This window comes from Arthrobacter sp. NicSoilB8 (assembly GCF_019977355.1).
GTDB lineage: Bacteria > Actinomycetota > Actinomycetes > Actinomycetales > Micrococcaceae > Arthrobacter.
In genome coordinates, this window is the sequence record NZ_AP024655.1 from 886,246 (window position 1) to 909,487 (window position 23,242).

At 68.1% G+C, this 23,242-nt stretch carries 20 protein-coding genes and 2 riboswitches; of the genes, 12 read left to right on the forward strand and 8 right to left on the reverse strand.

Going from position 1 to position 23,242, the window contains the following annotated elements; translation table 11 throughout:
* Positions 1–9 precede the first annotated feature (9 nt).
* The 6 genes from LDO15_RS04035 to LDO15_RS04060 form a co-directional block, all read right to left on the reverse strand.
* A complete protein-coding gene (locus LDO15_RS04035) occupies positions 10–297 on the reverse strand; it encodes a WXG100 family type VII secretion target (RefSeq protein WP_120955122.1) in 288 nt (95 codons plus the stop codon).
* Between the two features lie 88 nt (positions 298–385).
* Positions 386–1,852, reverse strand: a complete 1,467-nt coding sequence (locus LDO15_RS04040) for a HAMP domain-containing sensor histidine kinase (protein ID WP_223984234.1) — start codon at positions 1,850–1,852, stop codon at positions 386–388.
* Positions 1,853–1,854: 2 nt separating this feature from the next.
* Entirely contained in the window at positions 1,855–2,565 is a 711-nt protein-coding gene (locus tag LDO15_RS04045) for a response regulator transcription factor (protein WP_223984236.1), read from the reverse strand.
* 63 nt (positions 2,566–2,628) lie between these two features.
* Positions 2,629–4,275 (reverse strand): DNA repair helicase XPB, encoded by a 1,647-nt coding sequence (locus LDO15_RS04050; protein ID WP_223984239.1) that lies wholly within the window; start codon positions 4,273–4,275, stop codon positions 2,629–2,631.
* Positions 4,272–6,758 carry a helicase-associated domain-containing protein gene (locus tag LDO15_RS04055; RefSeq protein ID WP_223984242.1) on the reverse strand — a complete coding sequence of 829 codons (2,487 nt, stop codon included), beginning with the start codon at positions 6,756–6,758 and terminating at the stop codon, positions 4,272–4,274. The genes LDO15_RS04050 and LDO15_RS04055 overlap by 4 nt, the downstream gene beginning before the upstream one ends.
* A 10-nt stretch (positions 6,759–6,768) precedes the next feature.
* Positions 6,769–7,002: a hypothetical protein gene (locus LDO15_RS04060; RefSeq protein ID WP_223984245.1), complete on the reverse strand. Its 234-nt coding sequence runs from the start codon at positions 7,000–7,002 to the stop codon at positions 6,769–6,771.
* 178 nt (positions 7,003–7,180) lie between these two features.
* Between LDO15_RS04060 and LDO15_RS04065 the strand changes: the two genes are divergently transcribed.
* Genes LDO15_RS04065 through LDO15_RS04075 form a run of 3 tightly spaced genes read left to right on the forward strand, consistent with a single transcriptional unit; the run spans position 7,181 to position 9,671 of the window.
* Entirely contained in the window at positions 7,181–7,564 is a 384-nt protein-coding gene (locus LDO15_RS04065; RefSeq protein WP_223984248.1) for a cold shock domain-containing protein, read from the forward strand.
* An 8-nt stretch (positions 7,565–7,572) separates the two neighbouring features.
* Positions 7,573–8,193 (forward strand): DUF3027 domain-containing protein, encoded by a 621-nt coding sequence (locus LDO15_RS04070; RefSeq protein WP_223984250.1) that lies wholly within the window; start codon positions 7,573–7,575, stop codon positions 8,191–8,193.
* A gap of 41 nt (positions 8,194–8,234) precedes the next feature.
* Positions 8,235–9,671 (forward strand): MFS transporter, encoded by a 1,437-nt coding sequence (locus tag LDO15_RS04075; protein ID WP_223984252.1) that lies wholly within the window; start codon positions 8,235–8,237, stop codon positions 9,669–9,671.
* Here the strand turns inward: LDO15_RS04075 and serC are convergent.
* On the reverse strand, positions 9,661–10,791 hold the full coding sequence (gene serC / locus LDO15_RS04080) for a phosphoserine transaminase (protein ID WP_223984254.1): 1,131 nt from the start codon (positions 10,789–10,791) through the stop codon (positions 9,661–9,663). The genes LDO15_RS04075 and serC overlap by 11 nt on opposite strands.
* Before the next feature lie 345 nt (positions 10,792–11,136).
* Between serC and LDO15_RS04085 the strand changes: the two genes are divergently transcribed.
* From LDO15_RS04085 to LDO15_RS04125, 9 genes are all read left to right on the forward strand, one after another.
* The gene (locus LDO15_RS04085; protein WP_223984256.1) at positions 11,137–11,832 is read left to right on the forward strand and encodes a metal-dependent transcriptional regulator; all 696 of its coding nucleotides are present in this window, start codon (positions 11,137–11,139) and stop codon (positions 11,830–11,832) included.
* A gap of 150 nt (positions 11,833–11,982) precedes the next feature.
* Positions 11,983–12,196: riboswitch (cyclic di-AMP (ydaO/yuaA leader) on the forward strand.
* Positions 12,197–12,200: 4 nt separating this feature from the next.
* Positions 12,201–13,022 (forward strand): M23 family metallopeptidase, encoded by an 822-nt coding sequence (locus LDO15_RS04090; RefSeq protein WP_223984258.1) that lies wholly within the window; start codon positions 12,201–12,203, stop codon positions 13,020–13,022.
* Between the two features lie 122 nt (positions 13,023–13,144).
* Positions 13,145–13,328, forward strand: a riboswitch (cyclic di-AMP (ydaO/yuaA leader).
* Between the two features lie 295 nt (positions 13,329–13,623).
* Positions 13,624–14,382 carry an NlpC/P60 family protein gene (locus LDO15_RS04095; protein ID WP_223984260.1) on the forward strand — a complete coding sequence of 253 codons (759 nt, stop codon included), beginning with the start codon at positions 13,624–13,626 and terminating at the stop codon, positions 14,380–14,382.
* A 224-nt stretch (positions 14,383–14,606) separates the two neighbouring features.
* Positions 14,607–15,107 (forward strand): HNH endonuclease, encoded by a 501-nt coding sequence (locus tag LDO15_RS04100; protein WP_223984262.1) that lies wholly within the window; start codon positions 14,607–14,609, stop codon positions 15,105–15,107.
* Between the two features lie 112 nt (positions 15,108–15,219).
* Positions 15,220–15,921, forward strand: coding sequence for an NTP transferase domain-containing protein (locus LDO15_RS04105; RefSeq protein ID WP_223984264.1), 702 nt, complete (start codon positions 15,220–15,222; stop codon positions 15,919–15,921).
* A gap of 22 nt (positions 15,922–15,943) precedes the next feature.
* Complete coding sequence (locus LDO15_RS04110; RefSeq protein WP_223984267.1) at positions 15,944–16,231, forward strand: DUF6457 domain-containing protein; 288 nt, start codon at positions 15,944–15,946, stop codon at positions 16,229–16,231.
* Positions 16,228–17,895 (forward strand): molybdopterin molybdotransferase MoeA, encoded by a 1,668-nt coding sequence (locus LDO15_RS04115; RefSeq protein WP_223984270.1) that lies wholly within the window; start codon positions 16,228–16,230, stop codon positions 17,893–17,895. The genes LDO15_RS04110 and LDO15_RS04115 overlap by 4 nt, the downstream gene beginning before the upstream one ends.
* A 225-nt stretch (positions 17,896–18,120) precedes the next feature.
* On the forward strand, positions 18,121–18,993 hold the full coding sequence (gene fdhD, locus LDO15_RS04120; protein WP_223984272.1) for a formate dehydrogenase accessory sulfurtransferase FdhD: 873 nt from the start codon (positions 18,121–18,123) through the stop codon (positions 18,991–18,993).
* Positions 18,994–19,179: 186 nt separating this feature from the next.
* Positions 19,180–22,215, forward strand: a complete 3,036-nt coding sequence (locus LDO15_RS04125) for a glycoside hydrolase family 38 C-terminal domain-containing protein (RefSeq protein WP_223984273.1) — start codon at positions 19,180–19,182, stop codon at positions 22,213–22,215.
* 246 nt (positions 22,216–22,461) lie between these two features.
* Here the strand turns inward: LDO15_RS04125 and LDO15_RS04130 are convergent, their stop codons facing one another.
* Positions 22,462–23,199 carry a hypothetical protein gene (locus LDO15_RS04130; protein WP_223984274.1) on the reverse strand — a complete coding sequence of 246 codons (738 nt, stop codon included), beginning with the start codon at positions 23,197–23,199 and terminating at the stop codon, positions 22,462–22,464.
* Between the last annotated feature and the right edge of the window lie 43 nt (positions 23,200–23,242).

The window sequence follows — 23,242 nt, forward strand, 5'->3', positions numbered from 1 at the left end:
CTGTGAGGCTCACATGAAGCGCTGCGCGTTGCCCAGCTCTGCCTGGGCGTAGGTGGCCGCCGCAGAATTCAGCGCGAGGTTGATGGACGCCAGGGAGGCCTCGACCCGGCCCTGGGTCAGCGTCCACTCAGCGACCAGGCTTTGGAAATTTGTCGCCGCGGAGCCGCGCCAGCTGCCCTGGAGCTCGTCCAGCCCGCGCTTCATGGCGTGGACGTCCGCGCTGATCCGCTCCACCGTGGCCTGCACATTGGCCGATTTCAGCTGAAGGAGTTCCGTGTCGACGGAGATGATGCTCATGGCAATGCCCTCTCGAATGGTCACCCGGATCTTCCGGACACCTCGAGCGTAGGCGGGCAGCGCACCGCGGGGACACCGCCGTCGGCCCCTATGTGGACATCTCTGCGGCGGACATTTCCTTAGCGTTTTCATCCAGGTACGGGATGCTGACCACCAGCGTGGCCCCGCCGCCGTCGGTCTTCCCGACCCGCACGGAGCCGGAATGCGCGCCGACAATGGCGGCCACGATCGCCAGGCCGAGCCCGCTGCCGCCGGTTTCCCTGGTCCTCGAGGTGTCCGCCCGGTAAAAGCGCTCGAAGATCCGGGCAGCCTCGTCGTCCGGGACGCCCGGACCGTGGTCCCGGACCTCGATCACGGACTGCTGTGCGCCATCCGGTGCCGTCCGGACTCCCACGCCGATTTCAATGGGGCTGCCCTCCGGCGTGTACCGCAGGGCATTGCCGACCAGGTTGCTGACCACCTGGCGCAATTTGGCTTCGTCGCCCAGCACTGGTGCGGCAGCGGGGGCCGCGCCGTCCAGGCCGGTCAGCGTGATGGTGCGGCTGCGGTCGCTCGCCTGGGTGTCCACCACGGCGTCGTTGGCCAGCAGCAGCAGATCCGCCGGTTTCTGCTGCAGCGGGCGCTGCTCGTCGATCCTCGCCAGCAGCAGCAGGTCCTCCACCATGGCTCCCATGCGTTTGGCTTCGCTTTCGATCCGTCCCATCGCGGTGGCCACGTCTTCCGGGGTGGACAGGGCGCCGTGCCGGTACAGCTCGGAGAAGCCCCGAATGGTCACCAGCGGGGTGCGCAGTTCGTGCGAGGCATCGGCGGCGAAGCGCCGCATCCGTGCCTCGGACGCCATCCGGGCGGCGAACGCGGTTTCAATGTGCGCGAGCATGGCGTTGAGGGAACTGCCGAGCCGGCCCACCTCCGTTCCCGGATTTTCCACTTCCACGCGCCGGGACAAATCTCCCGCGGCGATCGCCGCGGCCGTCTTCTCCACCCGGGTCAGCGGCCGGAAGGACCGCGAGACGGTCCACGTAGCGATGAAGAACGCCAGCACGAGGGTCAGCAGCCCTACCCCCACCACCACCAGGGCGGCGTGCTCCATCACGGAATCGACGGGGTCCAGCGGCAGTCCGATCACGACGACGGCGCTGCGCTGGTTGTTGTCCACGACGTTGACCGCCACGACCCGCCAGTTGCCGCCGTCGGAGCCGCGCACCTGGAAGGGCATCTGCTGGCGCTCCCGGGCCTCGACGGTGGAGAACGTGGCGATGGCGGGGTGGGAATCCTTGTCGCCACCGAACACCCAGGGCTTCAGGCCCGGGCTGAAGAGCATGAGGGAGTAGTCGGTGGGAACGTTGGAAGTGGTTTCCTGCAGCTGGCTGAAGGATTTCTCCTGGCGCGCGGAATCGACGGCGGCCCGGAGCTTGTCGTCCACCTGGCCCTGCAGGAAGCTGTGCAGCAGCGTCAGCGTGCCCGCGCCCGTGGCGGTGAGGGCCACGAGCATGAGCGCCATCATGATGGCCACAAGCTGCGACCGCAGCGAGGCCGACTTCCAGCGGTGCAGCAAGGTCAGCGCTTCTCGGCAGTCCGCAGAACGTAGCCGACGCCGCGCTTGGTCTGGATCAGTGCGGGGGCGTCGGGGTCGATATCGACCTTGCGGCGCAGGTAGGAAATGTAGGACTCCACGATCGAGGCATCACCGTTGAAGTCGTATTCCCACACGTGGTCGAGGATCTGGGCCTTGGACAGGACCCGGTTCGGGTTAAGCATCAGGTAGCGCAGGAGCTTGAATTCTGTGGGGGACAGCTCGATCACGGTTCCGCCGCGGCGGACCTCGTGGGCGTCGTCGTCGAGCTGCAGGTCATCGACCCGAATCACGGCGTCGTCGTCGATCTGCGGCTGCGTGCGCCGGAGCACCGCGCGGATGCGGGCTACCACCTCGTCGAGGCTGAAGGGCTTGGTGACGTAGTCGTCGCCGCCCACCGTCAGGCCGGTGACCTTGTCCTCGGTGTCGTCCTTGGCCGTCAGGAACAGCACGGGGAAGTGCTTGCCGGCGGCGCGGAGGCGGCGGGTGACCGTGAAACCGTCCATGTCCGGCAGCATGACGTCCAGGACCGCCAGATCGGGGGCATGCAGCTCGGCCGCAGCCAGTGCCTCGCGTCCGCTGCCGGCCGAGACAACTTCAAAACCTGCGAAGCGCAGGGATGTCGACAGCAGCTCGCGGATGTTCGGTTCATCATCGACGACGAGCAGCTTGGCTTCGGGACCGTTCTTCTTCATGTTCCCATGATGCTCCCAGACTCTGGGAGTTCTCTGAATGGACGATGAGTGTTGCATGGGCTCTCAACCGGCGGTGCCGACGTCCTTGGCGTCCATGATCCCGTAGGCATAGCCCTGCTCGGCGAGGAAGCGCTGCCGTTTGGCGGCGAAGTCCTGATCCAGGGTGTCCCGGGCCACGAGCGAGTAGAACCGGGCGGCACGGCCGTCCTTCTTCGGGCGCAGCAGCCGGCCCAGGCGCTGGGCCTCCTCCTGGCGGGACCCGAACGAGCCCGAAACCTGGATCGCGACCGACGCCTCGGGCAGGTCAATGGAGAAGTTGGCCACCTTGGACACCACGAGGGTCTTCACCTCGCCGGCACGGAAGGCGTCAAAGAGCCGCTGGCGCTCCTTGACCGGCGTGTCGCCCTTGATCACCGGCGCGTCGAGGCGCTCGGCGATCTCGTCGAGCTGGTCGATGTACTGCCCGATCACCAGCAGCTGCTCGCCCGCGTGTTCGGCCACAAGCTCCTCCACCACCCGGGTCTTCGTCTCGGACGTGGCGCACAGGCGGTATTTGTCGGCATCTTCGGCCATTGCGTAGGCCACCCGTTCGTCCCGGGGCAGGTCCACCCGGACCTCCACGCAGTCGGCGGGGGCGATGTAGCCCTGGGTCTCGATGTCCTTCCACGGCGCGTCGTAGCGTTTCGGCCCGATCAGGCTGAAGACCTCGCCTTCCCGGCCGTCCTCCCGCACCAAAGTGGCGGTGAGCCCGAGCCGGCGCCGGGCCTGGAGGTCCGCCGTCATCCGGAAGATCGGGGCCGGAAGCAGGTGGACCTCGTCGTAGATGATCAGGCCCCAGTCGTTGCCGTCGACGAGTTCCAGGTGCGGATACAGCCCGCCGCGCTTCGTGGTCAGGACCTGGTACGTGGCGATCGTGACCGGGCGGACTTCCTTGACGGAGCCGGAGTATTCGCCGATCTCTTCCTCCGTCAGCGACGTGCGCTTGAGGAGCTCGTCCTTCCACTGCCGCGCCGCGACGGTGTTGGTCACCAGGATCAGCGTGGTGGTGGAGCTGGTGGCCATGGCGGCCGCACCAACCAGCGTCTTGCCGGCGCCGCAGGGAAGCACGACGACGCCGCTGCCGCCGGCCCAGAAGTTCTCCGTGGCCAGTTGCTGGTACGGGCGCAGCTTCCAGCCGGTTTCGTTGAGCACGATGGGGTGCGGCGTGCCGTCCACGTAGCCGGCCAGGTCCTCCGCCGGCCAGCCGATCTTGAGCAGAAGCTGCTTGAGCTGGCCGCGCGCGGAGGAATGCACCACCACGGTCTCGCCGTCGATCCGCGGCCCGAGCAGCGGGGCGATCTTCTTGGCCCGGCTGATCTCTTCCAGCACCGGATAGTCGGATGTGCGCATGACCAGGCCGTGCTGTGGGTCCTTTTCCAGCCGAAGCCGGCCGTACCGGGACATGGTCTCTTCGACGTCGATCAGGAGCGAGTGTGGCACCGGGAACCGGGAGTACTTGAGCAGGGTGTCCAGCACCTTCTCGGCGTCCAGCCCGGCCGCCCGGGCGTTCCAGAGCCCCAGCGGCGTCAGCCGGTAGCTGTGCACATGCTCCGGGGCCCGTTCCAGCTCGGCGAACGCGGCGATGGCGTGCCGGGCTTCTGTGGCGAGCTCGTGGTCGACCTCCAGGAGGATGGTCTTGTCACTTTGGACGATCAGGGGCCCGTCATTCACTGGAGCAGTTCCTCTGTAGCTTCTACGTCGATAATCCGATGGATGGACAGGACACGTTCGGTCTCCTTGTCCGGATCGAACACGCGCACCCGCCCGCCATTCACAGCTACCGGAACAACAGTCTCTCGGCTGGCATTCCCCATGCTGTCCACGACGTTCATGACCACCCGCTGCTTGAGGCGGATCGCCTTCAGCAGGGTCTCCAGTCCGAGCTGGGTCGCTTCCTCGCTGCCAGGCGCCGGGTGGCCGGCGTCGCCCGGCGCCAGGTGCCCGTCACTGCGCAGCACGGCCAGCTGGGCGTCCATGTCGGCCTCTGGCGGAGCGGTGCGCGGGGCCGTGTACACCGGCCGGCCGTGGCCCGGAACCGGGGTGCTGCGGCGCAGCCGGACGACGCCCGCGGCGGCGTCCTCGAGGACGGGGGACAGGCCCAAGGCCTTGAGCACCTGGGCGGTTTCCCGGGGTGGGGCGTGCGAGATCACCACGGTGGGCGCGATGCGCACCAGCCGGAGGCCGGAGGCGGCCGGGGCATTGAGCACGTCCAGCAAGGCCGTCTCGTCCTCGCTTTGGATGAAGCTGGCCGCAGCCCCTACGCGGAGCCGGGAATGGCGGGCGGCGGTGTCTTCGATGAGGTACTGGAGCGGCTGCGGGATGGCGGTGGCTGAATGCTGGCGCAGGAAGTCCAGCATCGCCGCGGCATCCTGGCCGGCGTCGAGGGCCCGGCGAACCGATGCGACGGAAAAGCGGTAGATGGTGGCCGGCCCCTGGCCTTCTGCGGCGGCCATGGTGAGGAGCCGGTCGGTCAGCTCCGGATCGAGATAGCCCGGTGCCACCGCCGTCAGGTCCGCCTGCAGTAATACGTGCTGGAGGGCTGCCGGCAGGTGCTCGCCCAGGATCCCCAGGGCCTCGTCCGGCTGCTCTCCGGCAATCGCGGCGCCCAGCTGGCTGAGGGCCCCGGAACCGATCAGGCCAAGCATCTCGGCCTCCGTGAGGATGCCGCGGATCAGCGAGCTGAACCGGCGGGCCATCCGGGGCTGGGCCCATTCGGCACGCTCCAGCACGGCGGCGGCATCCAGGACCGGCGCCTGGCCATCGGGCGCTGTGGCCTCCAGGGTGAGCTCATGCAGGATTTCCAGGACGCGTTTGCGGACCACCGGGGCGTCGGGCCGCTGCGCCTCGGCAGAGAGAGCGTTGATGGTGGTCCCGGCCTGGCCCCGGTGGCCGGCCGTCCCCGCGGCGGCGGCATTGACGGGTTGCCCCACGAGGGAGGGTGCGCGCTCGCTGGCCAGCCACGCATTGACCAGCCACAGCCACTGTTCCTGCCGCGGAAGCGCCAGCCACTCCAGTTGCGGCGGCTGCACCCACGCGGAACTGTCAACGTCCAGCCGCAGGAGACCGGCCATCCCGCAGAACTCCGCGAGGACACCGGCCTCGTTCACGTCGATCCGCAGGGACTCCGCCAGCCGCCGCATCTCCCGGACTCCGACGCCCCCGCTGCGCAGCGTCGCCAGGGGCTGCTCGCGCACGGTGTACAGCACCTCGCCCACGAGCCGCAGCGTCTCGGCGATCGCGCCCAGCGCGGCGTTGCGGCGCAGCCCCGCGCTCGTGTGGCCCAGCTGGGGCACCGGCGGCGCCAGGGAAAAGTTCTCAATTACAAACCCGCCGCGCAGCGACACTCCAACGCTGTGCGGCAGTTCGACGTGGGCGGCGTCCAACGGCACCAGCAGCCCCCGCGCCAGCAGCCAGTCCACCGGTCCGACGTCGGCGCCTTCGTGGAGCACGGAGGCGCGGCGTTGCGCCTGGGGGACGGCACCCATGGCCCAGTTTCCGAACCGGGCCAGGAGCGCGGCCGTCCGGTCCGGCGCCGTGGCCAGGATGGCCTGGAGCGACTCCGGAGTCGCCGTCCAGTGCTGCAGCGCCAGCGCCGCTTCCATCGGCGTCGTGGCCGGGGAGATGGACGCCCCGCTGCGGTGCAGTTCCCCGACCAGCTGCACCACGCGCTGCGCGAAAGCCGGCTGGAGCCGCACGAGTTCGGTGTAGCTGCGCCCCAGCCCGGCGGGGTAGATGCCGATCACATCTTTGAGGCTGCCGACCGGGAGGTAGTGCCGCTGCTTGGCTGCGGCGGCGGTTACTCCGTGCGGCGGATCGGCGCGGTGGACGAGCGCCAGTTCCTGCAGGGAATGGAGCAGTCGGTCGATGGCGGCGACCGAGGCGCCGTTGATCAGTTTCTTCAGCATCGCCGCCGACGCGCTGTGTCCGGTGTCGGCGTTGGTGCACAGGTGGAGGGTTTCCAGCACCTGCATCTGCGGCCGGTTGAGGCGCTCGAGCGCCCGCTGCACGCTGACGCGTCCGCTGGCACGGGCGGCCAGGGCGGCGAAATCCGGGACGCCGGGAGAAATCAGGTCCGGCCGCGCGGAGAACAAGGCCCGCAACGAGTCGTCGCTTCGTGCCTGAAGTTCCTTGCTGAGCGCGCGGATGAGGGACATCGTTCCAACGTTACCTTTCGCCGGGCCCGCGCGGACGCCGCCGGGCCACCACCGCGTCCACAACGAGCGCGAGCATGAGCAGGAAGGCCGCCGGGAGCCCGTAGAGGGCCACCGAAGTAATCCAGGCGGGTGAGACGACATTGTTGAAGGCCATGGCCATGACTGCGCCGACGGCAACCAGGGACAGGACAGCAAGGGTGGCCGCAACGATCATGACCGGCCGCCGGTAACGCATCAGTGTCATGTGGGCAACGCTAACAGTACGGCCTCGCCCGCGCCTCACGCCGCTAAAGTGAACAAGGCAGGATAACCTTGAAAGATACAGACCAACACGGTCCGGGCAGTCATACCCTGAACCCGCGTATCCATGCGGATGCGGTGACCGCCGGCCGTGTCCCCGCAGAACGAAGAAGGTTGATTACGTGCCTACCGGCAAGGTCAAGTGGTATGACAAGGAAAAAGGCTTCGGATTCCTCGCTGGCGAGGACGGCCAGGAAGTCTTCCTGCCCAAGTCCGCGCTGCCCGAGGGCGTCACGGAACTCAAGGCCGGAACGCGCGTTGAATTTGGGGTAGCCGACGGCCGCAAGGGCGCCCAGGCCCTCGGCCTGCGGGTGCTGGACAAGACGCCGTCCATCGCCAAGGCCAAGCGGCCCAGCGCCAAGGACCTCGCCCCGCTGGTGCAGGATCTCGTCAGCGTGCTGGACAACCTGTCCGGGACCCTGTCCGCGGGCAAGTACCCGGAAGGCAACAAGGGCAAGGCGATCGCAGCGGCCCTGCGTAAGGTTGCCGACGAGCTGGACGTGTAAGGCTCTTGATGACTCAGGAACCTGACCAGTTGCCGGCGCCGGATGCCGGACCCACAGTGCCTGCCGGGTCCAAGGGAGCCGGCTCCAAGCAGGGATCCCGTCCGCGCGCCGGTGTACCCGTCTGGCGCACCGGCAAGCCGGACGCCTTCCTGGCCGCCGCCGTCGACGTCGCCCGCACCGCTGTGGAGGGCATTGCCCCCGCCGAGCAGATCGGCGAGCACATCGGGGCCCGCAGCGAAGGTGACCGCCTCGTCACCCACCTTTTCGAATCCAAGCTGCCCGGATACCTGGGCTGGCAGTGGTACGCCGTGCTGACCCGCAACTCGCGGTCCAAGGTGGTGACGGTCGACGAACTCGGCCTCCTGCCTTCGGAAGATTCCATTCTGGCGCCGGCCTGGATTCCGTGGGCTGAGCGTGTCCGCCCCGAAGACGCGCAGGCAGACGAGGCCGCCGAGGAAGCGCCCGGCGCCGGAACGCCGTCGCAGTCGTCCGACGCCGGCCGGCAGGGTGCTGACGACGCGGACGCGGACGACGAACAGGACGACGACGAGCAGGACGAAGACGCCGACGACGCGGACGCGGCGGACGCCGACGACGAACGGGAACGCCCCGCAGGCGAGGCCGACTAGCGGTTGAAAGCGTCCGGGAGCGTGCAGGCGGAGGGCTGGGCATGAGGTCCACGTTCAAGTCCCTGCGCATCCTGAACTACCGGATCTGGTTTGTTGGCGCGCTCATCTCCAACATCGGCACGTGGATGCAGCGCACCGCCCAGGACTGGCTGGTCTTCGCCCATCTGACGGCCCAGGACGCCGGGGCCGTGGGAGTGACGATGGCCCTGCAACTGGGCCCCCAGCTGTTCCTGGCGCCCGTGGCCGGACTGGTCGCCGACCGCTTCAACCGGAAACGGCTCCTGGTGCTGACCCAGTCCTCGATGGCGCTGCTGAGCGCCGGGCTGGGCATCCTGGTGGTGTCGGGCGCGGCACAGCTCTGGCACGTCTATGCCTTCGCCCTGATGCTCGGGGTGGTCTCCGCGCTGGATGCTCCCGTGCGGCAGACCTTTGTCTCGGAGCTGGTCCAGGACGACTACCTCTCCAACGCCGTGGCGCTCAACAGTGCCTCTTTCAACGTCGCCCGGATGATCGGCCCGGCAGTCGCCGGCGTGCTCACAGCCGTTGTCGGTCCGGGCTGGGTCTTCCTCATCAACACGCTCACGTTCGTGGCCCTGCTGCTGAGCCTGGCGAAAATCCCGGCCGCGTCGCTGCGGCGGCTGCCCCGGGCGCCGGCCGGAAAGGGCAGGATCCGGGAGGGGCTGCACTATGTCCGGTTCCGTCCGGACCTGGTCGTGGTGCTCGTGGCCATCTTCATCGTGGGAACCCTGGGGCTGAATTTCGCCCTGTTCATCGCGGCCATGGTCGGCACGGAATTCGGTCTCGACGCGGGCGCCTTCGGCCTGATGAATTCGATCATGGCCATTGGCTCGGTCGCCGGGGCGCTGCTGTCCGCCGGCCGCGGCAAACCGCGGCTGCGGGTCATTTTCGGCGCGGCCGCGGCGTTCGGCGTCACCTCGGGCCTGGCCGCGCTGGCCCCAAACTACTTCTGGTACGGCGTCGCGCTGGTGCCGGTGGGGCTGTTCGCGATCACTATGATGACGAGCGCCAACGGGTACGTCCAGACCACCACCGACCCCGTGATGCGGGGCCGGGTGATGGCCCTGTACATGGCGATTTTCATGGGCGGGACTCCCATCGGCGCGCCGTTCGTCGGCTGGGTGGCCAACATCGCCGGCCCCCGCTGGTCCATGGCCGTTGCGGCCGTCGCCGGCCTGCTCGCGGCACTGATCGGGCTGGTGTGGATCATCCGGGCAAAGCAGCTGCGGCTCCACTTCAACCGCCGCGCGCGGGGTATGCGCTACTTCCGCCTGGAACCCGGAACCGGCGCGACCGGCTCCCGCCAGGGCGGTCAGCACGGTGATCAGCGGGGCGACCTGCTGGGCGCCCAGGGTGCGCAGCCGGGCGTGCGTCCCGACGGTCCTGCCGGGAACGACGACGGCGCCGCCGCGGCACCGGGCCGGGACGACGCCGTCGGACGCCGAGGCTCTACTTCTTGAGTTCCGCCACCACGAAATCGATGCATTCGAGCAGCGCAGAGACATCGTCCGGCTCGATTGCCACAAAGGTGGCGATGCGCAGCTGGTTCCGGCCCAGCTTGCGGTACGGCTCGGTGTCGACGATGCCGTTGGCGCGGAGCACCTTGGCGATGGCGGAGGCATCGACCGATTCGTCGAAGTCGATAGTAGCGATCACGTTGGAGCGGTCCTCGGCCCTGGCCACGAACGGGGTGGCGTAGCCGGATGCCTCGGCCCAGCGGTAGATCCGGCCGGCCGAATCAGCGGTCCGTGCCGAGGCGAAGTCCAGGCCGCCGTTGGCGTTGAGCCACTGCACCTGGGCATCCAGGGTGACCAGGGTGGCCAGCGCGGGGGTGTTGTAGGTCTGGTTCAGCCGCGAGTTGTCGATGGCCGTCTGAAGGTCCAGGAAATCGGGGATCCAGCGGTTGCTGGCCTTGATCTGTGCCGCCCGCTCCAGCGCGGCCGGGGAGAACAGGCCGAGCCACAGGCCGCCGTCGGATGCGAAGTTCTTCTGCGGCGCAAAGTAGTAGACGTCGGACTCCGCCACGTCCACGTCCAGCCCGCCCGCGGCCGACGTAGCATCCACCAGCACGAGCGAGCCTTCGTCGGCGCCTGCCACACGCCGGACGGGAGCGGCCACGCCGGTGGACGTCTCATTCTGCGGCCACGCGTAGACGTCGACGCCGGACTCCGCGACGGCGGTGGGACGCGTGCCGGGCTCGGCCTTGATGATGGAGGACTCGGCGAGGAACGGCGCCTTGTTGGTAGCCGAAGCAAACTTCGAACCGAACTCACCGAAGGACAGGTGCTGCGCCTTGTTCTCCACGAGCCCGAAGCTGGCAATGTCCCAGAACGCGGTGGAGCCGCCGACACCGAGGATCACTTCGTAGCCTTCCGGGGCACGGAAGAACTCGCTGAGGCCGCTGCGGACGGAGCCGACCAGGTTCTTCACGGGCGCCTGGCGGTGCGAGGTCCCCAGCAGCTTCGCCGATGCCGCGGCGAGGGCCTCCATCTGCTCCGGTCGGACCTTGGACGGCCCGGCGCCGAACCGTCCGTCCTGGGGGAGGAGGTTGGCGGGGATCGTGATGCTGGTGTCGCTCACAGTTGCTCCAATTTTCGGCTGGTTCGTAGCGTGGCTGGGAGATGGCCTGATGGGGATGGCTACAACGGACACCCCTCTTTATTCTGCCTTGCCATTTTGCCTCACAGGTCCCGGCGATACGGAAAATGGGCTGTCACAGTCCGGTCATTGAGACGCCGCGCGAAGGGCCGGAGGGCGGACGGCGTGAGGCCGCCCGGGCAGGACGAAGGATTATCCGGAGTAATTCAAAATAGGCTAGGCTGTCCTGCGAACGTACGGCGGATCTCGCCAGGGCGCATCCTGCACGCAGCCCGCACGCGGTACGGTGGGAATGACGCAAGGACTGCGCTCGAGGAGCTGAGCTGAATGACGGATCTGATCGATACCACGGAGATGTATCTTCGGACCATTCTGGAACTTGAAGAAGAAAACATCGTCGCCCTCCGCGCCCGCATCGCCGAACGGCTCCGCCACTCCGGCCCCACCGTTTCCCAGACCATCGGCCGGATGGAACGTGACGGGCTGGTGGTTGTTTCGGGCGACCGGCACCTTGAGCTGACAGAAACCGGGCGGAAACGCGCCGTCGGCGTGATGCGCAAGCACCGTCTCGCCGAACGTCTGCTGGCTGACGTGATCGGGCTCGACTGGGCCTACGTCCACGAGGAAGCCTGCCGCTGGGAGCACGTCATGAGTGAACGCGTCGAGCGACGCATCTTCGAGATGCTCAACCACCCCACGGTTTCGCCCTACGGGAACCCGATTCCGGGGCTTGCGGAACTGGGCGGTGCGCCCTCCGGCGCCCACATGGACGGGGTTGTGAACCTGCTGGACGCCATGGCCGGCTACGGTCCGGGCTCGCGGATCAGGGTCAACCGGCTCGCGGAGCCGATCCAGGTGGAACCGGAGCTCCTGGCCCAGCTCGACGAGGGCGGAATCCGGCCCGGTGCGCTGGTGTCGCTGGAGCGGGTCGGGGAGTACATCTCGGTCCGGGTCCCGGATATCGAAGGCGCGCTGGAGCTGCCGCCCGAGGTTGCCGCGCACGTGTTTGTAACAGTCGCCTGACCAGCCACGACGTCCCGGAGATGGGACGACCCATGAGTTGTGCACAAAAGCGATTACGGATTTATTACCGGGCGGCTTAATCGCCTATAGTTAGTGGCCAGTACCGATACCAAAGCGTTACCTGATCCGAAGCCGAGCCCTGCCAGCGGATCAGTCGCAGAACCACCTTCTGGCAGGGGCGGGGGAACCACTTTCGGCTGCTTCTTCGGCAGCCTTGGGGTGAAGTCCGTCAGCGGCAAGCAACTTCCACCGAGGGATCCCTGAGGATGCCCCTGTGTCTGGGCGCTTGCAACGGCGGACCGGGTCTTTGATCTCTCTGACCCGAATCCGACAGCTAACTTCGCAGGCTATCCAGAGAGGAACCGTTCTTGACCACCCAGACCGCCAGGGGCCGTCGCCGCGCGAGCGGTCCCGCTCCGGAGCCGCGTCCCGTACTCGCCTATACGGCCGAACGCCCGCGCGACGTGCACCGGGATGAACGCCGTCGCCGGCGCGGTCCGTTCCGTCAGGTAACGGACTTCGCAGCGGCCAGCGGCGTCGGGCAGAAGGCCGGGATCGCCCTGGCCGCAACCGGCCTGATCCTCACGGTAACGGTCCCCGTCACCAGCCCGGTCATGGCCTCGAACACCGACGGATCGGGCGCCCTGGCCGCCGCAGTGCAGCCGGATGTCACGGCTGCCGCCGCCGCGAAGGTCGATTTCAGCCGCACCGCCGTCACCACCAAGGGCGATCCGGACGGGAAGCTCAAGCAGCTGCTGAGTGCGCAGTCCGTGGGCAGCATCACCCGTGCGGCATCGGCCGGCACGCTCGGTGCGCCGCTGGACCAGATGGTCACGGCCTCGCCGTTCGGCTACCGCGTCAGCCCCATCACCGGCGGCGCGGGCGAGTTCCACCGCGGCCAGGATTACGTCGCCCAGTGCGGCACTCAGGTCCATGCAGCGGCCAGCGGCACCGTTACCTTCAACGGATGGCACCCCTACGGCGGCGGAAACCGCGTGGTGATCGATCACGGCAACGGCCTGGAGACCACGTACAACCACCTGTCCTCGTCGTCGGTCACGGTCGGCCAGAAGGTCTCCCGCGGCGATGTCATTGCGATGAGCGGCACCACGGGCGCCTCCACGGGCTGCCACCTTCACTTTGAAGTCATGGTCAACGGCGATGTCGTTGACCCGCTCGGCTGGCTCTAGAAAGATGATGGGCCGCTCTCAAATCCACGCGACACGCCGTGATCTGAATGTGACATTGGGTCCGGACTCCTGTAGGGTTTGAAGCACGCCAACTTTTCCGAAGTTGGCGCTCTTGAGTGGATTGCCTAGCTCTGCCACCGCTCAAGGTCCGTTCGCATTACATCGTCTGGCAGGGGCGGGGGAACCAATTTTGGCCTTCGAAAGAAGGCCTTGGGGTTAAGTCGCAACGCTTCCCAGGAAGCAGCGCGGCCGGGTGACTCCCATCCGAATCCGACAGCTCACCTCGTAGGCATTGGGAGAGGCTACTTTCGTGTCTTCACGCCACAATGCTGCGCGTCTGCGCACTGGCGCGGCTCTTATGAGCCCGCTGAAATCCATGTCTCGTGCCGCCCTTGCCGGCGCCCGGATTGGATCACGTTCCGCTGGCTCGATTTCCACTGAGTCCGGACAGCATGCAGTTCCCGCTTTTGGCGCGTCTTCGCAGTACACCCTTCGCTAAGTAACCCATTTCGGGGCGATCCGGCGTACCCCCAAGATGCCGGAGCGTCCTCAGTCCGCGCCCAAAAACGCGCGGTCCAAGGATCACGAAAGAGAGAACTTAATGACTACTCGTGCAACCATTGCACGGCACCGCGCCGAGGTCACCAAGACCAACTCGCTGGCTGTTATTGCCAAGGCAGTCGGCGACAACGCCGGCGGCATGGGCCGTCAGGCCGCGGTCATCGCCGCAGCTTCCGGTCTGGTTCTGACCAGTGGAATCGCAGCCAACGCTGCTGAGACCAACGTTCAGCGCGAATCCACCTCCGCTTCCGCCCTTGAGGTCCAGGCGTCCGCTCCGGCCACGATCTCGGCCGCGTCCACCATTGCGATCTCCTACGAGAAGCCCGCCGTCACCACGTCGCCGGCTCCCGTCGTCGAGGCTCCCAAGCCCGTCGTGCAGGTCCAGGACGCCACGGCTTCCCAGGCCGGCGGCGCCCAGCTTGGCGTCAGCGGCGGCGTCGCTGCGCAGGCTCCCGCCGGCATCGGAAGCGGCGCCGGGGCGACCATCGCCGCTGCCGCCTACGCACAGATCGGCGTGGCGCAGGACTGCACCGCCCTCGCCACCAACGCCCTGGCCGCGGCCGGCATCCACTACCACGGCTGGCCGGCAGGTTACCTGTCCCTCGGCCGCACCGTGAGCGCCGCCGAAGCACGTCCGGGCGACCTCGCCTACTACCAGAACGGCGGCGTGGGCCTGGCCCACATCGCTGTTTACGTCGGCAACGGCATGGCCGTCCACGGCGGCTGGAACGGTGGCACCACCGCGCTGTACAGCGTGAACGTCGGCTCCGGCCCGGTCTTCATCCGCGTCGGCGGCTAGGCACAAGCCCTCCGCACTTCAAAAGACCCCCGCCTCTTGTGAGGCGGGGGTCTTTTGCGTTACCGCCTCATTAACTTTCCGCGTCAATCACCGCGTCCGTGAAAAAATATTCGGTGATCCGGCAGTTGAGTGTTTACTCTTGTCTTGTCGATCCATAGCCCGACCATGCACAGGGCAGCCGGCCCTCGTGCCCCTGGCGGGTGCGGCCGTGAAGAGGTATGCGGATGCGCACACTCGTTCTGAATGCTGGATATGAACCGCTGGCGGTAGTGACCTTCCGCCGGGCGCTAGTCCTTGTCCTGACCGGAAAGGCCAGCGTCGTGGCCGAAGGTGAGGACCCTGTCGTCGGCCCCCAGGACATTTTGGGCCGCCCCTCCGTGATCCTCCTGAACCGGTACATCCGGCCGCGGTACAACACGATGACAGCGGTCAGCCGCCGCGGCGTGCTCCGCCGCGATGCCCACCGCTGCGCCTACTGCGGCAAGGCTGCCCACACCATCGACCACGTCCAGCCCAAGTCCCGGGGCGGCGCCGATTCCTGGGAGAACCTGGTCGCGGCCTGCCTGCGCTGCAACAACGCCAAGGGAGACCATACGCCAGCGGAGATGGGCTGGAAGGTCGGGTTCGTGCCGGGGCCGCCGAAGGGCACCATCTGGCAGATCAAGGAACTCGAAAAGCCGACGCCGGCGTGGGACCCGTTCCTGCTGCCTGAATCGGCCGCCTGAACCAGGCCCCTGCGTCGGTGACCCGGAGCGGCCGCCTGCCGCTCGAAGGAGCCGGGGGCGGCGCCGGCCCGGCGGCAACCGTCGGCAGCCCCCGCCGCGATAGGCTGAACCGGTGGAGTTCGATGCCATCATTCTCGCCGGGGGACGGTCGTCCCGCCTGGGCGGCGTGCCCAAGTCCCGGCTGATCTACGACGGCGCCACTCTCCTGGAGCGGTCACTGCGTTCCGCGGCCGCGGCAGGGCGCACGGTCGTCGTCGGTCCTGACCCCGGGGGCCTGCCCGTCGGCGTCCTCAGTTGCCGGGAAGACCCGCCGTTCGCGGGCCCGGCCGCCGCCATCGCCGCGGGAGTGGGCGCGCTGGCCGCCGATTACGCTGGCCGCCCTGAAGCGGGCTACCCCGCGCCGTTCATCCTTGTCCTCGCCTGCGACATGCCGCGGTCGGCCGCGGCCGTCCGCACCCTGGCCGACGCGCTGGCCGCTTCGCCCGCTGATTCGCCCGCTGTGACGCCGGACGGTACGACGGGCAGCGAAGGGCGCGACGGCGTCATGGCCGTCTCGGCTGACGGCCGGAAGCAGCCGCTCCTGGGGTTTTATAGCACGGCCGGGCTACAACGATGCGCCGAGGACGCCGCGCGCGCGGGCAGCCTGGAAAACGCGTCGGTCTTCGCCCTTCTTGCTAGGCTGGACGTGCGGGAAGTTCGCGTTCCCTCCGGTTCCACGGATGATGTTGACACCTGGGATGACGCTTCCGCATTAGGGATGTCCGACAGGTTTCCAGACCTCGGTCCGGGAACCGGTCCGGAATTCCGCAGCTGAACTCGACCATGGAGGCAAAACGGTGAAGAGCCAGGATGAAACGCTGGAAGACTGGTGCCGTGCCCTGCTCCAGGCGCTGGAGCTGGAAGACATTGAGATTGACGTGAACGAGGTGCTCGCCCTGGCAGGCGTGGCCGCCCATTCCGTGGTGCGCCCGGCGGCGCCGCTGACCACATTCATTGCCGGCTTTGCCGCCGGTCTGGCCTCCGGTTCCGGGCGGGCCACGGACACCGCCTCCATGCAGGCCGCCATGGCTGTCGCGCGCCGACTCGCCACGGACTACGCAGCCGCCGAAGCTTCCGGGGCATGACGCCTGCGCCCCCGGACGGCGGCGGACCGGCTGCCCCTGGCGAACAGGGGCATGAGAGCGGCCCCGGGAACGGTCCCGACAGCAGCCCTGCGGCTCCGTTTATCCATACAGAACAAGACATCGCCGACACAGACATATCGGGTCAGGCCGACGCGGACCGGGACACGCTAGCCCAGGTCGCGGCGGCAGACACTTCGGGTACGGACACTTCAGACGGGGACGCGGCGGAGGTTCAGCACCGGCACCTGGCGCACACGTGGCAGGAGGCCCGGCAGCTAGCTTTCGATTGTGCCACTCCCATCCCTGCCGCCCCCGTCCCGCTCCGGCAGGCCCTGGGCCGGACCCTGGCCGCCGACGTGGTCGCCCTGCAGGATATGCCGCACTATGCCTCCTCTGCCATGGACGGCTGGGCTGTCAACGGCAGCGGCCCCTGGGTCCTGGCCGAACCCAACCAGTTGCTGGCGCCGCACCAGGCAAGTCCGATTGCCACCGGCGGCCTCATCCCGGCCGGGGCAAAGGCGGTCCTCCGCAGTGAAAGCGGCGTGATCGACACCGACGAGGACGGCCTGCCCGTGCTTAAGCTGGGCGGCACCGCGAAGCCGGGTGACCCGCGGAACGGTGACCACATCAGGAAGGCGGGGCAGGAGGCTGCCGCAGGGGACCTCCTGATCAAGCGCGGCACCGTCCTGAACCCCGCTCACCTCGCCCTCGCCGCGCTGGCCGGACTTGACATGCTTCCCGTGCTCGGCAAGGCCGTGGTGCGGCTCGTCTTCACCGGCTCCGAGGTTGTGACATCGGGGACGCCGGCGCCCGGGCAGGTCCGCGACACGTTCGGACCCCAACTGGCGGCCGTCGTGGACATGCTCGGCGGGATCTGCACGGAAGAATTGAAAATCGGCGACACCTACGCCGAATGGCTCGCCGCCCTCGAGGACAACGAGCCCGTCACCGCGGCCAGCGACCCCACCCGCGCTCAGCCCGGCGGCGCAGCCAGCGAGCCGTTCCGCGACCCCACCGGGAATCCCTCCGGCCACAAACACTCGGCTCCGGCTGCCGAGCCCGCCGATGAAAGCCTGCCCGCCGACGTCGTCATCACCACCGGCGGCACGGGACGCTCCGGAACGGACCACCTCCGGCGTTCGGTCGCCGACCTCGGCGGACGCCTGCTGATCGACGGGATCGCGATGCGGCCAGGCCACCCCGCCGTCCTGGCCGAACTGCCGGACGGCAGGTACATCCTCGGCCTGCCGGGAAACCCGCTCGCGGCCATGATGGCGCTGTCCACCATCGGAGCCCCTCTCCTGGCAGCCCTGGGGCACCGTCCCATTCCTCCGCTCAGCGAGGTGCCCTGCGGCTCGACGATTGACCCCGATCCCGGCCGGACACGGCTCATGCCCTTCCGCCTGCTCTACGGCATGGCGTCGCCGGCACAACACACGGGACCGGGAATGATGCGGGGCCTGGCCGCCGCCGACGGAGTCCTGGTGGTCCCGCCCCACGGCGTGCAGCTGGGCGAGCTGGTCCCCGCCTTCGCGCTCCCGTGGGGCGCACCGCTCCCGGACCCGGCGACCGCCTCCGCCGCGCCAAAGCCCGCCGCGAAGCGGACGGCCAGGAAACCCGCAGCCAGCGACGGGCCGGTGGACTGGAGTGCCTTGCTGGGCTGAAGACCGCAGGCACCCGGGCGCGAACCCGGCCGGTCCCGCCCGATCGGGTCCCCCGGTCCCGCCAAGCGGATCAGGCCCCGCGGTCCCGAGCGGGACAGGTCCGCCGAACAGGCCCACGGAAGGTCCACCACCCCCGCTGCGCTGGCCTCACGGTCCGGCGCTTGCAATGATGGAACCAGCCAGAGAATCAAAACAACCGCACACCATGTTGCTTAGGAGTACCGGATGGGCCGCCTGACACAGCGCCGCAAGGTGCACAAGATCGTCTTGGACGGTTCCCCGCAGGCTCTCGAATTCCCGGTCCGGCACCGGGAGGACGTCCTTGCCGTCGAGGAGCCGCTGGAAATCCGTCTCGGCAGCATGCCGTTCTCCGTCACCATGCGAACGCCTGGCCATGATTTCGACCTCGTCGCGGGGTTCCTTGTCTCAGAGGGTGTCATTTGGACCCCCGAGCAGCTGGTCTCGCTCAGGTTCTGCGCCGGCGAAGACGCCGACGGTGTGCAGACGTTCAACGTTGTGGAGGCTCAACTCCGGCCCGACGTCGCGCGTCCGGAGACCGGACGCAACGTCTTCACCTCCAGTTCCTGCGGCATTTGCGGGACGGACTCGATTGATGCGGTGCGGAAATCCTCGCACTACAGCCCGGCCGGGGATCCGCTGACCGTTCCCGTGGCAACCCTGGCGGCCCTCCCGGACGCCCTCCGCTCCGCCCAGGACATCTTCGATGTCACCGGCGGCGTGCATGCCGCCGGTCTGTTCAGGATCTCCGACGACGGCTCGGCGGAGCTGCTGTGCCTCCGGGAAGACGTCGGACGGCACAACGCGGTGGACAAAGTCGTGGGCTGGGCGCTCCGCGAAGGCATGCTTCCGCTCCGGGGGACCGTGCTGCAGGTGTCCGGCAGGGCGTCGTTCGAGCTCGTCCAAAAAGCATCCCTTGCCGGAATTCCGGTCCTCGCCGCTGTCAGCGCCCCCTCCAGCCTCGCCGTCGAGCTTGCCGAGGCCAGCGGGATGACCCTGGCAGGGTTCAGCCGCCGGACCAGCCTGAACGTGTACGCGGGCGAGCACCGCATAAAGGTTCCGTCCCCCGCGGTCGGCTAGCGCTGTGGGCTAGCGCGGGCGGCCAGCGCCGTCGGCTGGAACGGGCACCTGCTCCGGTCATCGGGCCGGGAGGCACGGCTGGCCGGCAGGACCGGCCAACGTCGGCACTTGGCCAAAGGCTTGCCTGCGGCGTAAGTTTTATCCACCGATTGGAGTCAATCGGACCCCGGGCTGAAGAGGAACACCTTGCACGATGACCGCCGTCTTACCGAAGTCCGGCTGGACCGCTTTCTGCGTGACCGCATCGGCCCCGCGGTGTACCCGCGCAGCATTCCCCTGACGCTAAGCAACTGGGACGCGCCGGAGGAACCGGTACCGGCGCTGGAGGCGCTGCGGCACAAGTTCATGCCCCAGGAACACGGCGCGGCCTGGGGCCGTCCTTGGAGCACCAAGTGGCTGCGGCTCCAGGGCGAGGTGCCGGACACCTGGGGCACGGCGGCCGGCACATCGGTGGAAGTCCTGGTGGACCTCGGTTTCAGCGGTGATCTCCCGGGCTTCCAGTGCGAAGGCATCGCGTGGCGGTCCGACGGGACCATCATCAAGGCGATCTCACCACGGAACCAGTACATCCCGCTCAAGCTCCTGGGCGGCGGCATGGCCGTCGATTTCTACGTCGAAGCCGCCGCCAACCCCGACCTGTCACAGAACTGGACCTTCGCGGCCACCCCCTACGGCGACAAGGCGACGTCGGGCAGCGAGCCGAAATACCGCCTCGGCAGGATCGCCATCGCCGAGCGCAACCAGACGGTCTGGGAGTTGCAGCAGGACATCCTGGCCCTTAGCGGGCTCATGCACGAACTTCCCATGGACCTGCCCCGACGCCATGAGATCCTGCGGGCGCTCGAACGCATGCTGGACATCATGGACCCCGATGACGTTGCCGGCACCGCGGATGCGGGACGGTCAGCCCTGGCCGAGGTCCTGTCCCGGCCGGCGTATGCCTCGGCTCATCGGCTCGTGGCCACGGGGCACGCCCATATTGATTCAGCCTGGCTGTGGCCCGTACGGGAAACCATCCGCAAGTGCGCGCGGACCTTCTCCAACGTCGTCGCGCTCATGGACGAGCACCCCGATTTCGTCTTCTCGTGTTCCTCGGCCCAGCAGCTCGCGTGGATGAAGGAGTACTATCCGGAGCTCTTCGGGCGCATCCTGGACAAGGTCCGGGGCGGCCAGTTCGTTCCCGTCGGCGGGATGTGGGTCGAATCGGACTCCAACATGCCCGGCGGCGAGGCCATGGCACGGCAGTTCCTCGAGGGCAAGAGCTTTTTCCTGGCCGAGTTCGGCGTGGATTGCCAGGAGGCCTGGCTCCCGGACACGTTCGGGTACTCCGCGGCGCTGCCGCAGATCATCAAGGCCGCAGGCAGCCGCTGGTTCCTGACCCAGAAAATCTCGTGGAACCAGGTCAACAGGATGCCGCACCACACGTTCAACTGGGAGGGCATCGACGGCACTAGGGTGTTTGCCCATTTCCCGCCGGTGGACAGCTACAACTCCGACCTCAGCGCCCGGGACCTGGCCCACGCGGAACGCAACTACCGGGATCATGGCCACGGAACCACGTCGCTGGTTCCGTTCGGGTACGGCGACGGCGGCGGAGGTCCCACCCGCGAGATGCTGGCCGCGGCCCGGCGCACGGCTGACCTGGAAGGGTCCCCGAAGGTGCGGATCGGCTCGGCAGCCAGCTTCTTTGCCCAGGCCCAGGCCGAATACGAGCCCCTGCCGGTCTGGGTGGGGGAGATGTACCTGGAACTGCACCGTGGCACCTACACCAGCCAGGCCAAGACCAAGCTGGGAAACCGGCGCAGCGAGCACCTGCTCCGGGAAGCCGAACTCTGGAGTGCCACGGCGGCAGTTCGTGCCGGGCACAGCTACCCGGCCGCGGAGCTCAAGCGTCTGTGGCGGCTGGTGCTGCTCCAGCAGTTTCACGACATCCTGCCGGGGAGCGCCATCGCGTGGGTACACCAGGACGCCGAACGGAACTACGCAGCCGTCGAACGGGGGCTGGAGGCGATCATCACGGATGCCGCGGCCGCGGCACTGGGGGCCGGGAACCGGGAATTCCTCCTCAATGCCGCCCCGCACGAGCGCAGGGGCGTGCCGGCACTGGCCGTTGCCGAACCCGCAGGGCCAGGGCAGCCGGTGGCTGTCACCGCAGCCGACGGCGGCTACATCCTGGACAACGGCATCATCCGGGCGGTGGTGGATGCCAACGGGCTGCTGGCTTCGCTCATGGACCACGCCACCGGCCGCGAGGCGATCGTTCCCGGGGAGTGCGGCAACCTCCTGGAGTTGCACCGGGACACGCCGAATGAATGGGACGCCTGGGATATCGACGCGTTCTACCGCCGAAACGTGGTCCGGCTGGTCGAGGCGCGTTCGGTGACGCTGGAGCGCGACCCCCGAGGAGACAGCCCGAACGCCGTCGTGGTGGTGGAGCGGATGGCCGGCTCCTCGGCGGTGACGCAGCGGATCGTGCTGGAGGCAGGAGCCGACTCGCTCGCGATCTCCACGGTCGTGGACTGGCAGGAGAGCGAAAAACTGCTCAAGCTCGGCTTTGCGCTGGACGTCAGGGCCGACCGCTCGGCGGCCGAGACGCAGTTCGGACACGTCTTCCGCCCCACCCATCTCAATACCTCCTGGGAGGCCGCCAAATTCGAGATCTGTGCCCACCGCTGGATCCACGTCGCCGAGCCGGGCTACGGGGTGGCCATCTCCAACGCGTCCAGCTACGGCCACGACGTCACCCGCAATATCCGGGACAACGACGGCGGGACCACCACCACCGTGCGGGTCTCGCTCCTGCGGGCACCGAAGTTTCCGGATCCCGGCGCAGACCAGGGCAGGCACGACCTCCACGTCACGATCCGGCCGGGCGCAACCATCGCGGACGCCGTCGAAGAGGGCTACCGCACCAACCTGGCACCGCGCGTGGTGAAAGGTGCCCACGGGGTGGAACCGCTCTTCACCGTGGTCAACCGCGCCCTCGCCATTGAGGCGGTCAAACTCGCCGAGGACGGCTCCGGCGACGTGATCGTGCGGCTGTACGAATCGCTGGGGGAGCGGTCCGCCGGACTCGTGACCGCCAACTTCCAGGTCCGCGGAGTGCATACCGTGGACCTGCTGGAGCGGCCCGTCGCCGCCCCGGGGGTGACGGCAGGCCTCGATTTTGCCGAGCTCACGCTGCGGCCGTTCCAGCTGGTCACGCTGCGGTTCACGCGCTGACGCGGGGCGCCGACACGTGGCGCCACGTTCGGCACGGCGGGCCGCAGCCGGGGGGAAACCGGAGGGAAAGCACCCTTAAACAGGCTGAGTGGGAGCGGTCCTTGCGGACCGCTACCACTCATCCCCCCAATGGCGCTTGGACGACTGCCTCGGCTTTGCACGGCTGACTTCCGTACACAAAGCGAATGTCGCTTTCACACATTCATGATTCTTTCACGGTCTAATGATTTTGTGAATGCCCTGTCCTTAGTTCTTGCGGAATGTTGCGCGAGCGTTACCAGATTCCTTCGCAACGAGCCCGGAAACCCAGAACAGGCCCAGCCCCAGGACATAGCCCAGGACGGCCAGATAGTTGACGGTCTGCTGCGCGGGGACCCAGGCCTCCGGGGCGAAGGAGGCGGGGATGCTGAGGACGGCGGCCACGGCGCCGATGCACGTCAGGGAGGCCCCGGCCCGCACCAGCCGGGGCAAGTGGCTGCGGGCCGTGGCCAGCAAGGCGGGCAGGAGAGCGAGGGAGACAAAGGCCGGATAGGTGCGGCCGGCGGCGGCATAGAACGGCGCCAGGACGGCATTGTGGCCGCCGTTGTCCGCCACGTCCAGGAGGCCCACCGAGGACCCTCGGGTGTCCATGAAGGCGAAGGTGGCAGCCACGGCGACACTGCTGACGGCCAGGGCCCAGCGTCCTGCCGGGCCTGTTATGAGGCGGTGGCCGCGCGGGTCTCCCAGTCCCCTGGCCACCCGCACGCCCACCAGCAGGACCGCGGCGAAGACGATGAATCGCAGGATGAGGTGGGTGAGATTCCAGCCTCCGAGAGCCGCGTCGATCGCCTCATAGGGCCCGGGGACCGAGAGCAGGCTGCACAGGGTCGCGAGAACCATAATCCCGAAAACCGTCCTGTTCCGCCCCCGGATCGCATCCGGAACGCGGAGGAGGAGCACCACGGAACAAATGATCAGCGTGCCCCACTGGAGGATTGCTATCATGCCGGGTTCTCCCACATCACTGGCCTGGGCCTTAAAATCAAGG